Source organism: Clostridium drakei, assembly GCF_000633595.2.
Classification (GTDB): Bacteria; Bacillota; Clostridia; order Clostridiales; family Clostridiaceae; genus Clostridium_AM; species Clostridium_AM drakei.
In genome coordinates, this window is the sequence record NZ_JIBU02000048.1 from 79,883 (window position 1) to 95,959 (window position 16,077).

16 protein-coding genes are annotated in these 16,077 nt (G+C 30.0%); 15 read left to right on the forward strand and 1 reads right to left on the reverse strand.

The window, feature by feature from the left end; all coding sequences use genetic code 11:
• The first annotated feature begins 24 nt into the window (after positions 1–24).
• From lon to EG57_RS0220595, 13 genes are all read left to right on the forward strand, one after another.
• Positions 25–2,403 (forward strand): endopeptidase La, encoded by a 2,379-nt coding sequence (gene lon / locus EG57_RS0220540; RefSeq protein ID WP_032078974.1) that lies wholly within the window; start codon positions 25–27, stop codon positions 2,401–2,403.
• Positions 2,404–2,483: 80 nt separating this feature from the next.
• Entirely contained in the window at positions 2,484–2,705 is a 222-nt protein-coding gene (locus tag EG57_RS0220545; RefSeq protein ID WP_032078975.1) for a NifU family protein, read from the forward strand.
• 154 nt (positions 2,706–2,859) lie between these two features.
• Positions 2,860–3,756: a DUF2156 domain-containing protein gene (locus EG57_RS0220550; RefSeq protein WP_032078976.1), complete on the forward strand. Its 897-nt coding sequence runs from the start codon at positions 2,860–2,862 to the stop codon at positions 3,754–3,756.
• A gap of 159 nt (positions 3,757–3,915) precedes the next feature.
• Complete coding sequence (locus EG57_RS0220555; protein ID WP_029160345.1) at positions 3,916–5,061, forward strand: helix-turn-helix domain-containing protein; 1,146 nt, start codon at positions 3,916–3,918, stop codon at positions 5,059–5,061.
• Complete coding sequence (locus tag EG57_RS0220560; RefSeq protein ID WP_032078977.1) at positions 5,033–5,941, forward strand: ABC transporter ATP-binding protein; 909 nt, start codon at positions 5,033–5,035, stop codon at positions 5,939–5,941. The genes EG57_RS0220555 and EG57_RS0220560 overlap by 29 nt, the downstream gene beginning before the upstream one ends.
• 26 nt (positions 5,942–5,967) lie before the next feature.
• Positions 5,968–6,762 carry an ABC transporter permease subunit gene (locus EG57_RS0220565; protein ID WP_032078978.1) on the forward strand — a complete coding sequence of 265 codons (795 nt, stop codon included), beginning with the start codon at positions 5,968–5,970 and terminating at the stop codon, positions 6,760–6,762.
• A gap of 251 nt (positions 6,763–7,013) precedes the next feature.
• Positions 7,014–7,628, forward strand: a complete 615-nt coding sequence (locus EG57_RS26820; RefSeq protein ID WP_084572276.1) for a hypothetical protein — start codon at positions 7,014–7,016, stop codon at positions 7,626–7,628.
• 12 nt (positions 7,629–7,640) lie between these two features.
• Positions 7,641–7,961 carry a hypothetical protein gene (locus EG57_RS0220575; protein WP_032078979.1) on the forward strand — a complete coding sequence of 107 codons (321 nt, stop codon included), beginning with the start codon at positions 7,641–7,643 and terminating at the stop codon, positions 7,959–7,961.
• A 506-nt stretch (positions 7,962–8,467) separates the two neighbouring features.
• Complete coding sequence (locus tag EG57_RS0220580) at positions 8,468–8,788, forward strand: hypothetical protein (protein WP_032078980.1); 321 nt, start codon at positions 8,468–8,470, stop codon at positions 8,786–8,788.
• Between the two features lie 346 nt (positions 8,789–9,134).
• Complete coding sequence (locus EG57_RS0220585) at positions 9,135–9,995, forward strand: DUF4351 domain-containing protein (RefSeq protein WP_052038024.1); 861 nt, start codon at positions 9,135–9,137, stop codon at positions 9,993–9,995.
• A 6-nt stretch (positions 9,996–10,001) separates the two neighbouring features.
• Positions 10,002–10,217, forward strand: a complete 216-nt coding sequence (locus tag EG57_RS26030) for an SMI1/KNR4 family protein (RefSeq protein ID WP_084572289.1) — start codon at positions 10,002–10,004, stop codon at positions 10,215–10,217.
• Between the two features lie 529 nt (positions 10,218–10,746).
• A complete protein-coding gene (locus EG57_RS25245; protein WP_278246489.1) occupies positions 10,747–10,953 on the forward strand; it encodes an SMI1/KNR4 family protein in 207 nt (68 codons plus the stop codon).
• Between the two features lie 355 nt (positions 10,954–11,308).
• Complete coding sequence (locus EG57_RS0220595) at positions 11,309–12,556, forward strand: clostripain-related cysteine peptidase (protein ID WP_032078981.1); 1,248 nt, start codon at positions 11,309–11,311, stop codon at positions 12,554–12,556.
• A 75-nt stretch (positions 12,557–12,631) separates the two neighbouring features.
• On the opposite strand, the gene EG57_RS0220600 is transcribed toward EG57_RS0220595, so the two are convergent.
• Complete coding sequence (locus EG57_RS0220600) at positions 12,632–13,519, reverse strand: WD40/YVTN/BNR-like repeat-containing protein (RefSeq protein WP_052038025.1); 888 nt, start codon at positions 13,517–13,519, stop codon at positions 12,632–12,634.
• 540 nt (positions 13,520–14,059) lie between these two features.
• On the opposite strand from EG57_RS0220600, the gene EG57_RS0220605 reads away from it, so the two are divergent.
• Positions 14,060–15,340, forward strand: coding sequence for a sensor histidine kinase (locus EG57_RS0220605; RefSeq protein WP_032078982.1), 1,281 nt, complete (start codon positions 14,060–14,062; stop codon positions 15,338–15,340).
• Positions 15,333–15,995 (forward strand): response regulator, encoded by a 663-nt coding sequence (locus EG57_RS0220610; protein ID WP_032078983.1) that lies wholly within the window; start codon positions 15,333–15,335, stop codon positions 15,993–15,995. The genes EG57_RS0220605 and EG57_RS0220610 overlap by 8 nt, the downstream gene beginning before the upstream one ends.
• Positions 15,996–16,077 lie beyond the last annotated feature (82 nt).

A 16,077-nucleotide genomic window follows, 5' to 3' on the forward strand; every position in this document is an offset into this window, starting at 1 on the left:
ACTCGTGAAGGAAGGAAAAATATTATGATAAATTTAGAAAAAAACAATAAAGAAGGAATAGTTATTCCTATATCTGATACAGTTTTATTGCCAGGCGTAATTTTTATACTTAGAATAAGTAAGCTTAGTGAAGAGGAACTAAGAAATTTAGCAAGGGAAGATATTGCAAATATTGCATTACCCCTAAAGCAAAACTTTAATAAAAAAGAACTAAAAGAAGAGGATTTTTACAAGGTAGGTGTTTCCTTTAAAGTTGATGGAGTGGAGAAAATAGAAAAGGGATACCAGCTTAAGATTAAAGTTTTAGATAGAGTTGAAGTAAGAACTCTCAGTATTGAAAATGATTTTATACATGCTGAATATGATGTTTCACCTGATAATATTGATCTCAATGAAAAAAGCCAGGAAGAAATGCTAGGATATATGAAAAAAGTTACCCATGAAATAAGTAAGAAATTCCAAGGGTCAGAGCAATACATGAAGGTAATTGAAGAGATAAAGGACTTAAATTCATTCATTGTCCATTTATCTCAATTCATGCCAATATCAAAGGTTGAAAAGTATGATTTGATTGAAACACAATCCTTGAAGGAGAGAAGCTTAAAGTTTATGGACTACCTTCTAAAACAAAAAGAAACCCTTGAATTACAGCTTAAGCTGGCAGAGAAAGTTTCTGAAAAAGCAAATAAACATTATAGAGAATCAATGCTTAGGGAACAATTAAAAGTTATTCAAGAGGAACTAAATGAAGGGAAGGGAGAAAGTGTTAAAAAGAATAAAGATTATTTAAGTAAAATTGAAGAAGCGCAGATGCCACCTGATATAAAGAATACTGCTCTTGATGAATTAGATAAATTGCAATCTCAAAGTGCTAATAGTTCAGATTATAATATTATACGTAATTACTTAGACCTATTAGTACAACTGCCTTGGAAAAAGAGTGAAGCAAAACCTATTAATTTAGGGGAAGCAAGACGAATTTTAGATGATGAGCACTATGGACTATCCAAGGTTAAGGACAGAATAATACAGCATTTAGCTGTAATGCAGCTAAAGAAAGACAAGAAAGGTTCAATCCTATTACTTGTAGGACCTCCTGGAACAGGAAAGACAAGTCTAGGTAAAAGTATTGCAGAAGCTCTTGACAGAAAGTATATTCGTTTGAGTTTAGGTGGAATTAGAGATGAAGCAGAAATTAGAGGACATAGAAGAACTTACGTTGGAGCTATGCCAGGAAGAATTATTCAAAGCATAAAAAAGGCAGGAGAAAGTAATCCTGTTATGGTTTTAGATGAAGTCGATAAGCTAATGACTGGTTATAATGGAGATCCTGCTAGTGCATTACTTGAGGTGCTTGATCCAGAACAGAACAACAGCTTTACAGATCATTATTTAGATCTACCTTATGATTTGTCAGAGGTTTTCTTTATTGCTACAGCTAATTCTCTTGAAAGTATTCCAGGCCCATTATTGGATAGAATGGAAGTCATTCAAATCTCCAGCTATACAATAAATGAAAAGTTCCATATTGGAAAAAATCATTTAGTTCCAGAAGTTTTTGAAGAGCATGGATTATCAGAGGAACAATTAGTTGTTGAGGATGATGTGTTACAAAAAATAATTAGTGATTACACTTTAGAAGCTGGAGTTAGGGGACTAAAAAAGCAATTGGCTGCCATAGCAAGAGTAACCTCCGAGAAAATAGTATCTAATAAAGTAGAATTACCTTATAAAGTTAAAATAGAGGAATTAGAGGACTTATTAGGAAGACAAGTTTCAAGGCATGATAAGGCTGAGCTAGATAATCCACCAGGAGTTGTCACTGGGCTTGCATGGACTCCTGTTGGAGGAGAAATACTTTTTATTGAAGCAACTGATATGTTAGGAAATGGACAAGTTACATTAACTGGTAAATTAGGCGATGTGATGAAAGAATCAGCTAGAATCTCTTTAAGCTTATTAAAGTCAAGATTACCAATGAATTCAATTAATTTTAAGGAAAGAGATTTACACATTCATGTTCCATCAGGGTCGGTTCCTAAGGATGGTCCATCTGCGGGTATTACATTATTTACTGCCCTTGCTTCCTTAGTCACAGGCATTAAGGTGGATTCCAAAATTGCAATGACAGGAGAAATAACTTTAAGAGGTGCAGTACTACCAATAGGTGGTTTAAAGGAAAAATTATTAGGAGCCCAAAGAGCTGGTATAACAAAAGTATTAATTCCAAAGGACAATGTAATTGACCTTAAAGACGTGCCGGAAGAAGTGAAGACGCAACTTACAATTATACCTGTAGATACTATAGAAGATGTGCTTAAAGAAACTTTAGGAATTTCCTTACCTAGAATAGATCATATGTTCAATCAAAAGGTATCTGATGAGGTATCTTTCCAAGTATAGATAAATGTCGTAAATAGACATAGCCATGACAATGGGGCTTAGTACCTTGTATACTATATATAGAAGGAGAAATTAAAAATATGAAAGAATTAGTAATGAAATCCTTAGATAGAATTCGCCCAATACTTCAAAGAGATGGTGGGGATGTAGAACTTGTAGATGTTAATAAAGATGGAATTGTAAGAGTAAGAATGAAAGGTGCTTGTGGAAATTGCCCTTCAGCAATGATGACTATAAAAATGATTATAGAACAAACTCTAAAAAAGGAAGTTATAGGAGTTAAAGAAGTTATAGGTGTATAATTAGAAAGTTTACTAGCAAAAAATGGCTAATGATTAGTAGTCGGATAGTATCTTAGTATTGAGAGATAATAAGATACTGTCCGGCTGCTTATTTATTAAGATGTGTAAGGCATCTTCAAAAAAATAAATATTAATATAGAAAGATGGTTGATTTATGATATTTAAAAAATTATGTTTAGAAGACAAAGAGATTATAGACAAATATATTTATCCATATAAATTTTTCAGTTGTGAATATTCCTTTACAAGTTTATATATTTGGAAAGATGCCTGTGATGTTCAGTACGCCATACATAAGCAGGCTCTTATACTAAAAAAGAAGGACTTTGATGGAAACTATCATTTCATGCAACCTTTAGGATACAAAAGAGAAGACCTAGGAGAGATTATAAAGGAATTAAAAGCATATAGAGAAGAAAATCATATGAAATATTTATTTAAAGATTTAGAGGAGAGCTTTATAGAAGAATTAAATGTTTTGCTTAGTGAAAAAAACGGGTTTTATATAAAAGAAGATAGAGATAACTTTGATTATTTATATGAAGCAAAAAAGCTTATGACTTTATCAGGTAAAAAGCTTCATTCCAAAAAGAATCACTACAACGCTTTTACCAAGAACTACAGCTATGAGGTAATTGAAATAAACGATGAAAAAGTAATTAAAGATGTTATCCTTGCAGCTGAAAAATGGTATGAGGAAACGGATGAACAAGATAGTAAACTGTATTATGAACTCCTGGCAATAAAGAATATAGTTAATAATATGAGTTTATTAAACCTTAAGGGGGTAGCAGTATATGTTGATGGAAAAGTAGCGGCATTTAGTATTGGTGAAAGTTTAAATGAAAAACTTGCTGTGATTCATATTGAAAAAGGTGATAAAAATATAAATGGTATATATAGTTTTATCGCAAAAACATTGATAGATAAATGTTTTAATGATGCAGAAATAATAAATAGGGAACAAGACTTGGGCATTGATGGACTTAGAAAATCTAAAATGTCTTATTATCCTTTAAAATTAGAGAAGAAATTCATTCTTAGCTTCTAGGAAGATCTAAAAAACTAGCATAGGATGGAATTTTAGGTCACGTTCCCAATTGGAATCTAAATGAAGTTTCCTGTTGGTTAACTTTTTCTACTAATGTCAACTACAAATCCATTTACGAGAGATAATCTATTGCATAAAATATTATTAGAGGTGATAGATATGAAGGAGTTAAACATAGGTAGATGCATTGTTCAAAAGAGAAAAGAGAAGGGGATAACACAGGAACAGCTAGCAGATTATATTGGGGTTTCTAAAGCTTCTGTGTCTAAATGGGAATCTGGATTAAGTTATCCGGATATTTTACTTCTTCCTGAGCTTGCAACTTATTTTAATATTTCAGTGGATGAATTATTGGGATATTCTCCTCAACTTACAAAGGAAGAGATTAAAAAAATCTATAATAAGCTTTTACATGAATTTGCAGTAAAGTCATTTGAGGAAGTAATAGAAGAGTGTAATAAATTAATAAAAAAATATAATTCTTGTTTTCCCTTTTTGATTTCTATGATTCAGTTATTATTAAACTATTCAACTTTATCAAAAACTGATGAAAGTAAGGAAGAAATTTTTCAGAAATGCATATTGCTAAGTAAGAGAGTAAAAGATGAATCAGAGAATATTTCTTTAATAAAAAAAGCAAATACTATGGAAGCATTGGCAGAGATGGCATTAGGGAATAGCGAAGAAGTTATTTGCTTGATGGATAATAAATTAGATCCATACACCGGAGATGACGTTATATTGATTAATGCATATAGGATGCAAGGGAAAGTTGATAAGGCAAAGGAAGTGAACCAAATACTAATTTATAATAATATAATAAACACGTTAACGCTTTTAAACAATTATCTTTCCCTAAACATGATGGAACCAGCTTTGTTTGAAAAAATTTATTCGCAGGGTATTCAGATTATTGATTGCTTTAATTTAAAAGAGATCTTGACAAATGATGTTTTTGGAATTCATATAGTTGCAGCGCAAGGGTATTTGATTCAAGAAAAGAAAGAAAAGGCGATAGATGCATTAGAGCAATATGTGAATACTGTTTGTAGTATCCGATTTCCATTGAGTTTTAAAGAAAATGAATATTTTACTCATATAGATAAATGGTTTGAAGATAATAACTGTATTGGAACAAACACACCGATAGATGACATAACAATCAAGAAAAATCTTGTCGATATAGTTGCTGAAAATCCTGCATTTACACCGCTTGGAGAAGATGAACGGTATAGTTTGCTTGTTAAAAAGCTAAAAGAAAAATTAGGTGAAAAAAATGAATGCAATAAATATAGAAAATCTTAAAAAGTCTTATGATGGTCAGACTAATGCTTTGAATAACATAAGTTTAAGTATATCAAAAGGAGAGATATTTGGATTTCTTGGCCCTAATGGTTCAGGGAAAACCACTACAGTTAGGATTCTCAATGGAATTCTTTCGAAAACATCAGGATATGCTGAAATTTTAGGGATACCTGTAGGAGAAAATAATCTTGAGATTCATAGATTATGTGGAGTTATGACGGAAAGTTCATCATGCTATGAGAACCTTACTGCTGAGCAAAATCTAATATTCTTTGGAAAAATGCATGGAATGGATGAAAAATCCATTAATAAACGGACTGATTTTATATTGAAAAGGCTGGAGTTACTGGAGGTAAAGAATAAAAAGGTAAAGTCTTTTAGTACAGGAATGAGAAAGAGAGTGTCCTTAGCTGTAGCACTGATTCACAATCCTCAGATTTTATTCCTTGATGAACCTACTTCTGGTTTAGATCCAGAAAATGCGCTGAATGTTACAAGGCTTATAAAAGAACTTGCAGAGGAAAACGAGGTTACAATCTTTCTCTGTACCCATCAATTAAAATATGCTGAAGATATTTGCACACTATATGGTTTTATTAACAATGGGGATATCCTTGGGTTAGGTACCTTTGATGAGCTTGCTTCAAAGAAAAATGCGGCTCTTCAATTGAAAATTAGAGGAAGAAATGTTTCTAAAGAATTTGGATTTACCCATGAAGGTAATGATATATATAGCAAAGCTATTTCAGGTGACAAAGAGGTAAATAGTCTGATACAAGGCATACTGACAGGTGGAGGAGAAATTTATGAGGCCATGCAGCAGAAATGGTCACTAGAACAATTGTACTTTAAATATATAAAAGGAAATACTAAGAGATAACCTTAGAGTTAAGGAGTGGCTAGAATATGAGTGGAAATGAAAAAGCGTTGATATATAAAGATATAAATGAAATAACAAGTTCAAGAAGGGTTATTATGCCTATGACTATTGTACCTATTATTTTGGTTGTAGTTATACCAATAGCAATACTAATATGTGCTAAATATATTGGAAATGATTCAGATATGTTCACAAAAATGGCTCCTCTTATAAAAAAACTGCCTTATGAATATACAACCTATACTCCAGCACAACTCTTAATAAAAATAGCTGTAAACTTTATGTTCCCATCCTACTTTCTTATAATTCCAATAATGTGTTCAGGAGTTATTGGAGCCAGCAGTTTTGTAGGGGAAAAGGAGCATAAAACTCTGGAATCTCTGCTTTATACACCAATATCCATGGAACAATTGCTTAGAGCCAAGATTTTAGGGGTCTTTGTACCTTCTTACATCGTGACTTTAGTTTCCTTTATAGTCTTTGGAATCATATTTAATATAGGTGGCTTTGTCTATTTTGGAGGACTAATTTTTCCAGATATAAAATGGCTTATAACAATATTTTGGATTTGTCCAGCAATCAATTTATTATCGCTAGTATTTACTGTTATGGTATCCGCAAAGTCAGAAACCTTCCAGGAAGCACAGCAAGTAAGTGGTCTCCTTGTCATTCCAGTGATCCTTATATTAGTAGCTCAAATGACAGGCTTACTTTTGATTAGTAAAGTTGTAATGCTTATAGGGGGATGTATACTTTTTATACTTGATTATGTTTTGATAAAGAGGATTTCCTCTAAGTTTACTCCTGAGAAACTTATTTAAATCTATAGATAATTAATCAATCAATAATTAAGCTTATAAATAGTAAATAAGATTTGTTGCATTATTGAAATTTAACGAAAAATCAATAGAAACAAAAACTAGAAGTTTATGCTTGCTGTTAATTCCTTTGCTAATTATAAATATATGCAAAGATTGTTTTGGGAGAAGATGAATATAAGAAGATAAAATAAACTGTATTTACATATAAAGAAGCAGAAAAATATATTAAGTGTGATATTTTAGGATTCAATGTGGGACTTAAGACATATTCTTCAAATGAGATATCTAATTTGCCTAAACAAATAACTTATGAAAAAGGTGGATATATTTATACTTATGTTTTAACAGAAAATTCTCCACCTACATTTAATGGAGTAGAACTTCCTAATGATGATATAATAACAAAAGATGGTCAAGTTATTAGCACTAAAACATATGGCTATAAACTTGCTTATACTAATGAACCGAAGATATCAACAGGGATTATTTTTGTTTCACCTATAGAGGGGGCGGCTGAAGCTAAGTGGGAGATGTCAGTTGGTGGAGGAACTATCAATGGAAGAAGTTATTCTCAACATGCTATGGAGAGAATGGCACCGAATACGCCAGAAGTAAAGGCAGAGTTGTATGAAAGAGCAACAAAACTTGCTCAAGAAAAAGGATTAGTTCCTCAGACTAAAGGATATTCAACATTTGTTGATAAGTATATAGATCCTAGAAATATACCACCAAGCGTAATTGAAGATGCTATTAAAAATGCAAAGCCTATTCCAGGAAACAGACCAGACACTTTTCTACATGAAACAGAAAGTGTGAAAGTGGTTGTAAACGGAAATGGAGATGTAATTACAGTAATACCAAAATAATGGAGGGATAATATGTATATAAAGTACGATGAATATGAATTGCTTGAATTATTCAATAGTGAGCCAATTAGTATTGGGAGTATTGAAGAAGGTGAGCTAATATATTCAAATAAGGATAACCAAGGTTTTTCTATTACACTATTTATAAATGTTTATGCTCAACTAGCTGAACTAACATTGTCATATAAAGAAAATATTATTTTTAATTGTAAACTTAAAAAAGTAGTAAGTATTAATAAGAGTGATAGAGACATGATTATAAATAGTGAAGATGAGAAAAAAATAAGAGTGAAATTTTATCCACAAATGGGTGTAGAGTTACTTGAAGAATAAAACATATACTGAAAAAACTATAGTATATGTAAATGCATAATAATAAATTTTCAAATGTATAGGAATATCAACAAATTTTAAAAAAATACTTAACTGTATAATTATCATTATGCAGTGAGTAGATGAATAAAAATAGAATAGATGTTAAAATGGTAGTAATAGGTAAAAAATATTACTACCATTTGCTTTTGTAGCTACAGTTTCAGCTTCAAAGGGGTAGGTAATATTGAAAAAACTTTTGTTGATATGATGGAGCCTGCAGAAGCAGCTAGATATGAATTATAATGGAAACATGGTGATGGTGTTCCAGGATTGCATCCTGATACACCATGAAAGAGGTGATTAAATGACAATAGCAAATTATATATATAGCAGTTATAAGTGGTTATTATTCTAAATCAGACTGGCAAGGGTGGGCAGATAAACAAATATTAAACAATAATGATGTTGAAGAATGGGTATATAAAATTTCATTAGCAAAAGACATAGATGAATTATGTACAGCAGTGTATGATAAAAAGATAGAAGAATGTTATTATGAGAATAATGAATTTTCACAATATGATGCTGTGGTTGGATACTATTATATGCTATATATAGAAAAAAGAATAAGTCTATATGATTTAATTGATAGATTAAGTGATGATGATGATATATCAGCAGAATCATCAATACATGAACAGGAAAATTTCTATATTATTTTTGATAAAATAAATAAAGATAATGAATTAATAAGTGACCCATTATTTATTAAAAGTATGCATGATTTATTTGAACCCTTTAGAAAAATTGCAGAGGAACAAAAACAACAACTAGAATTATATTAAACTAATATCTAATGACTAAACTGAATACAAAATTAATAACCTACTGCTTAACAATTTTAATTTTTTTAATATAAATAATATCAATATTAGGTTAAAAATAATTAAGTGCATAATAATTCTGTAGTAAGTTTGTTAACTACAACACGAATAGCGAATAAAAAAACTTCTAATTTTTGTAATGGCATCAGGGGTGTTTGCGAAGCCTTGGGTGAGCTTGCTTGCATTTATGTAAAAATAAGATACAGAAACTGGAGGTTTATGTTTGCTAAAAAATTTACTTTTAATTGAAGTATTGATACTAATGAATTAAAATAGAGGTATAATAAAAAGCTAGGAAGGTGAACTAATGAAGCCTACAAACTACGAAGATTTAATTATGAAAAGAGCAATGGATATTTTTGCGGAGGAAGGATTAAAATTCTTTGGTATAAACAAAAAAGTTAAGGAATTAGGGCCAACAGAATTAGTAGTTCTAGAAACTAAAAATATGTTCATGGATTACACTTTCCTAATGGAAGATGACACTTTTATACATTTTGAGTTTCAGACGACTAATAAAGGAAAAACAGATTTAAGAAGGTTTAGAGTATATGAATCAATGTTGAGCCATCAGACTGGAAAAGATGTGCTTACATATGTTGTTTATTCAGGTAATATAAAAAATCCAGCAAATACTTTAAAGACAGGAATAAATGAATACAAAGTAAATTCTATATCTATGGCTGATAAAGACGGAGATAAGATCTATAATGATATTGTAGAAGAAATAAAATCGGGTAAGGATATTACAAAACAGGATATAATATCTTTAACATTCACGCCTATTATGGGTGGAAAGATAGGCATAGTAGACAAGATAATTAATGCTATAAACGTAGTAAAAGATATAAGCAATGACTATAAGTATGACGTAGAATCAATACTATATGCTTTTGCAAGTAAATTTTTAAGCGGAAAAGATTTAGAAAGAGTAAAGGAGGAATTGAGAATGACTGAACTCGGTAAAAGCTTAATAAATGAAGGAATTGAAAAAGGTAAAGAAGAAGGAAAAACTGAACTTTTAATTAAAATGTTGATGAAAAAGTTTAAAAAAATACCTAATGAATATAAAGAGAAAATAAAGGCACTTCCAGAAGAAACAATAGAGTTGATCGCAACAGATATATTTGAATTGAATTCAATAGAAGAGTTAGAACAATATTTCTAGAATCAAATAGATACAAGGCTAACTGATGATGAAAATTTAGTTGGAGCGAATATCATTCCTTTTGCAGCATTATTTGCAGGTGACTTTGTATGTTTAGATTTCAGGGATAATAAAAAACCTTCTATTTCTGTATGGTTTCATGAAGAATCAGATGATTTCAAACCTGTTACTATTAAAGTAGCAGATAGTTTTGCTGCATTTTTGAAAATGCTGAGCGAATAATATAACTGAAAAATTTGGTGAATTTAGCTACAAAAAATATTTATGAAATCACAACCAAGTATTTACTAAAGCTTGTATACGTATTTAGGCATATACTATACTGCATAATTATCATAATGCAGTGAGTTACAATCTACCACAAAGCAAATACACTCTAAAAACAACAAATAAGCATCAAAAGGATTTTGTTATCTGCTACTATGGGAAACATAGGATATTCAGTGAAAGTTCATTTTGGTGGTTGATTTAAGCTAATAGCAAAACTTCAATGGATGCTGAAATGGTGTCTGTTGAAGTTTTCTTTTTTAGGGTTAAAGTTGGATGCATTTGGGTATAATTTGGGTGTCACTTGGACAGATGAAACCTAGTAAAATCAATATTTCAAGCATGTAGGTATAACTTTGAGGATAATCCAGATAAGAAAAAATAAAATCAATAAGTTATAAAGTTATTAGCCTAGAATTAGTCTATAAAGGAGAATTATTGATCGATATGGAAAGAACTATATTAAAATTATTTTAATGATACAATAGAAGATATATATAATCATGAAATGAAAAATGGTAATTGTAATGCAAATATGATACCATTCTATGGAATAGGAAATGGAGATTATTTTTGTATAAGTACATTGGATTCAAAAGTATATTATTACTATGATGATAAAAGGGAAGTTGAAGAATATTGTGATAGTTTTAAAACATGGATAGAAGATTTACCGAATTTTTTAGCATAGTATATATGAAAATACAGCATGTGTTTTGGTATAAAACAAATTGTTAACAATTTATTAATGACTCTAATTATCTCTATTTATTAACTAAAGATAATGGAATCCTGTTCATGGATGCCTGGTGTAGGGAATGTTAAAATAAGAAATACACTTATGGATGTTTAGGTATTATCGTTTCGGACAGGGGTTCAACACCCCTTGCCTCCGCCAAATACACAGTGTTATCAATTAGACTTAGTATATTTTTAACAGTAACATTTAAATATCTCCATTCATAAAATATTTAGAATGAACTCTACTTAACAGTGATTATAGAAAACTTTAAATAACTAATTATTTAAAGAGAGGTATTTAAAATATGAAAAGAAAAGAATGGACTATACTTATATATGCAAATGGTAACAACGAGCTAGAACCAGAAATATGGGAATCAAAATTAGATGCAGAAAAAGTAGGTTCAAGTTCTAATATAAGTGTAGTGATGCAAATAGGAAGGGAATCGAGAGATGTTGTTAAGATAATAAGACCTACTTGCAATATTTCTTTTGATAATGAAGTATGGGCAGGTGTAAGAAGATACTATATTTTAAAAGATAAATCCATGTTACTTAAAGATTTAGGAAAAGTTAATATGGCAGATTATAAAACTTTATATGATTTTATCATTTGGGGAATTAATACCTATAAGGCTAGGAAATACATGCTTATACTTTCGGGTCATGGTGCATATTTTGTTGCAACCCTTCCAGATTTAAGTCAAAGTAAGCCTTGTATGATGGGTGTATCGGAAATGTGTAAAGCAATAAATCTTGTTAAAGCTGATACTGGTGTTGATATAGATATATTAGTACTTGATATGTGTTATATGAACCTTATTGAAATAGTATATGAATTGGGTAAAAATAAGGTAAATACCACAAAAAATATACTTACTTATATAGAAAGAGGTCCACTCATAGGTATGCCTTATAGTAAAATAATAGCCTGCATTTCCAAATCAAATACTGAAAATGATGTAAATGTTATACTAAAAAACATTGTAGAAAACTTAAATTTAGATTTAGTTGCTATAAAGGTAAATCATGAAAAATTAAAAAAAATTAAATATTTAGTTAGTAGATTAGCATATAATTGCCTAAATAATAATGAAGATATAATGCCCTCGTTTGTTTTATCTAGTTTTACAAATAGCAATAACATAAATCAGAAATATGTTGAAGAACTGAAAAATAAAATATCATCTTTAATTATTCACTCTAAGATTATAAATTATAATAATAAAAAACTAATTAATATTGTTGTTAGAGAAAAATATGGAGAAGCGGGCATAGAATATTTTTTACCATATTATTATAAATTAAGTTTTTCTAAAAATAATTTTTGGACAAATATATTGAGTAACAAGAAATTGGATGAGAATATCAATTTTGAAAATGTTCCCCCTGGACAATTTATAGTAGCTCCAAGAGGGTTAAGAAATATTATTTGGACAGTTAACTATGATTTAACTGAGGATGAAGTAAATAATATTGTTAAAGAGTTATACTCTAACAAACATTGGGATTACAGTTTTGATGATATTTCAAAGTTTACCATTGATGATTAATCATGAAAGTTAGTTTTGTTTAGGTATAATTTTAAAACACATTTTTGAATCCGTTGAGTTAGAAATTCAACGGATTCATTGTTGTATAAATAAATTAATTCCGCGTGATGGTGGAATATATAAGGTTGACTGAAGAATAGTACCGTGATCTCCAACTACAATAAACTTATTATTAACATATGAAACTCCAGACAATACATAGGAAGTATCAGAAGAACTAGTGGTCCAAGTTACACCATTATCTTGAGAAGTAATTATAGTACCGTTATCTCCAACTAAGACAAATATTCCATTACCAAAGCTTCCTTCAAGTAAGTCATTGGAAGTTCTAGAAGACCTAGGTGTCCAAGTTTCTCCATTATCTACAGATGTAAATATTTTTCCTTGATCTCCACCAATAACAAAGGTATTGTTTCCCCAACAAATTGCTGTATATCCACTAGAATCACCAGTGTTTTTTTCACTCCAGTTTTTTCCGTCAGGGGATGTATAAACACCTCCTGAGGCACCAACTCCAACAAAGGTATCATTACCAAAAGAAATTCTATTAATAGTATTTGTAACTTTTGTACCCTGGGTCCAAGTATTTCCGTTGCTAGAACTAATATTATAACCGTAATCTGTACCTGCAACAAAGATATTTTTTCCATAGGTAATTCCGTCGATAGAATACTGGGTAGGTACATCAGAAGTTGTTGCACTCCAGGTGTTTCCATTATCGTTAGAAATGGAAATATTTGTGCCAGATGTTCCAACTGCTACAAAAGTACCATTCCCAAATGAAATGTCTCTAGCCCAAATTCCAGTAGAACCACCTTGATTCCAACTTTGTCCATAATCACTAGAAGTAAAACAGAGACTATATCCACCAATTGCAACCAGAGTATTATTACCAAATGATACTCTGGAAAAACCCATAGTAGTACCTGATGATACGGGAATCCATTTGCCTAAAGATGTCATTTTTATTCTCCTTTTAAAATTAGTAATTTATATACATAAACTAATAATTCTTCTAATTTACAACAGTGGATTTTTATCTCTATCTTATATCAATAAATTTAGAAAAATTGTAGCGATGTATATGTATCCAATTTTATATCATTGGCATACTTAGAAAAATTGTCTACATAATATATTATTATAGTTTAGGTGAAAAGTTACATTATTACGATAGTGGATTTCATCCATCGTGCCTCGCCTCCACCACGTGGAGACAGTGGTGAAAATAGTATGCAGATAGGGTTATATCAAAGGCTTTAAAGGATTTTAAGTAAAAATTGAAGTGTGTTTTATGTTCTCCAAGACTATGTTATAGGGGATTTTATTTATGTTATACTAATTATAATTCATATTTAACAAGTGATGGAGTTAATTTTATAAGAATATCCAAGTATTGAATAAAATTATAGAAATAATTTTGAAGAATTTTAAGATATTTAAATGAAGCTTTTAAGCTAATAATATTTTTATGCAATTAATATTATAGACAAGAGGGATAAGATGAATCAGGTGGATGAATTATTATGGAAAAATGAAATAGAGACAAATAAAACAGTATCAAAGGCCATGCGTATTGTTTTATATTTTTGCTTTGTAGCAGGATTTTTAAATTTAATTCATGTATTTGATGCCGTGCAGAATGTTATGGTAAAAATGAATGTATTACTTATAATTCCTCTTTTGCTGCCAACAATTTTAGTAGATATATTTGAACTTAAGAAAGCATGGACAAAGTATTTGATACTTACTTGTGCTGTGATTTCTACAGGAATATGTTATACATTATTGACCTTTCAAACAGTTTTAATGTTTGTTATTCCAACAATATTAGCATCTATGTATTTTAGAAAGAAACAGCTTATAGTGGTAATTATTGAATCAGTATTTAATATATTAATAGCCCATTTACTTAGCTTTTATTTTTTGATGGAACCATGGGTTGAACCCTTTACTGGATTAAAAAATATAATGCTATATGGAGCTGTGCCAAGAATACTTCAATATTTATGCTGTGGAAGTTTGTTTTATATATTATGTAATCGTACTTCTGGACTCATGCTTAATTACCATAAGTTTATAAAAGATAAAGAGGTTTTTGAACTGGAAAAATCTATTGCTCTGCAGAAGATAAAATATGAGGAGCGGGAGCAGGTAAGCAGAGATATACATAATAGCGTTGGTCATACAATAATGGCGGCGATTATGAGTTTGGATGCGGCAGAAGCGGTCTACAATAAGAATTCTAAAAAAGCAATGGAAAAAATAAAATTTGCTAATATAAGAATGCGTGAGAGTCTTGAAGCCATTAGAAAAGCAGTACGTGGGGTAAACACAAAAGAAAATGGACAAACTATAGAAGATGTGATGAAATTAATAAATGTAAATATTGATAAATTAAAAGAGGATTTTAATATTAAAATAAGAGCCAAAATCGATTATAGTGAACAGCAATTAAAAACGCAGAGTATTTGTATAGAAAGAATTGATTTCTTAATAGGAGCATTGCAGGAACTAGTTACAAATAGTGTAAAGCATGGAAATGCAACGGCTATTATTGTTATTATAAATGTAGATAGAAATAATATAAATATAATAGTTCAGGACAATGGAACAGGTATACAAAGTATGAGAAATTATGAGGAATTATTGGACTCTGGATTTGGAATTAAAAAAATCAGAAGCTACTTAATTTCTATAGGTGGGATTTTAAAAATAGAAAATCAAGAAGGACTTCTGGTAATGCTAAAAATTCCAACAAGAGCAGGTGATAAGAATGAATAAAATTAGAATATTGATAGTAGATGATGAAAAACTTCTTTTGGAAAGCCTTGAGTTAATCTTATCTATGAATGAATCTTTTGCAATAACAGGATTAGCACATGATGGAAAAGAAGCATTAGATATTTTAGAAAAAGAACAAGTAGATATAGCATTAGTAGACTTAAACATGGAAGGAATGTCGGGACAGGAATTGATATTAAAGGTAAAAACAACATATCCTAAGATGAAAATACTTGTTTTGACAACTTTTTATGATGAAGAAAACATTGTGAAGGCAGTGATGCATGGGGCAGATGGATACTTATTAAAAGATGCAGGAACAAAAGTCATTGTCCAAGGAATTTTCAATGTTATGAATGGCCAAAGCATGCTTGATAGTAAAGTAATGACTGCATTAGCAAATATAATGTCAAAATGCTCAAATGAAAATACAGATAAAAACAAATATCATAACGTTGACTTATTAAAAAATTTAACCGAAAGAGAAATAGAGATTTGTCAGTTGCTTTCTGATGGATATACAAATTCTCAAATAGCAGAATTCCTATATATTTCTGAAGGTACAGTAAAAAATTATATAAGTACTATTTATGATAAAACAGGAATAAAGGATAGGACTATGTTAGCCTTAAAGCTTGCAAAAATATTTTCTTAATAATTAAACATGACCAGAGTCATATGAAATAATGACTCTGGTTACTTTTTTATGAATGATATTTTAGTTATTCTATAGAAAA

Bases quoted from the DNA above. Each gene is read 5' to 3' on its own strand.
- EG57_RS0220605 (WP_032078982.1), top strand. From the start codon at position 14,060: ATGAATCAGGTGGATGAATTATTATGGAAAAATGAAATAGAGACAAAT.
- EG57_RS0220585 (WP_052038024.1), top strand. From the start codon at position 9,135: ATGAAGCCTACAAACTACGAAGATTTAATTATGAAAAGAGCAATGGAT.
- lon (WP_032078974.1), top strand. From the start codon at position 25: ATGATAAATTTAGAAAAAAACAATAAAGAAGGAATAGTTATTCCTATA.
- EG57_RS0220610 (WP_032078983.1), top strand. From the start codon at position 15,333: ATGAATAAAATTAGAATATTGATAGTAGATGATGAAAAACTTCTTTTG.
- EG57_RS0220545 (WP_032078975.1), top strand. From the start codon at position 2,484: ATGAAAGAATTAGTAATGAAATCCTTAGATAGAATTCGCCCAATACTT.
- EG57_RS0220560 (WP_032078977.1), top strand. From the start codon at position 5,033: ATGAATGCAATAAATATAGAAAATCTTAAAAAGTCTTATGATGGTCAG.
- EG57_RS0220600 (WP_052038025.1), bottom strand. From the start codon at position 13,519: ATGACATCTTTAGGCAAATGGATTCCCGTATCATCAGGTACTACTATG.
- EG57_RS0220565 (WP_032078978.1), top strand. From the start codon at position 5,968: ATGAGTGGAAATGAAAAAGCGTTGATATATAAAGATATAAATGAAATA.
- EG57_RS0220595 (WP_032078981.1), top strand. From the start codon at position 11,309: ATGAAAAGAAAAGAATGGACTATACTTATATATGCAAATGGTAACAAC.
- EG57_RS0220555 (WP_029160345.1), top strand. From the start codon at position 3,916: ATGAAGGAGTTAAACATAGGTAGATGCATTGTTCAAAAGAGAAAAGAG.
- EG57_RS0220575 (WP_032078979.1), top strand. From the start codon at position 7,641: ATGTATATAAAGTACGATGAATATGAATTGCTTGAATTATTCAATAGT.
- EG57_RS0220550 (WP_032078976.1), top strand. From the start codon at position 2,860: ATGATATTTAAAAAATTATGTTTAGAAGACAAAGAGATTATAGACAAA.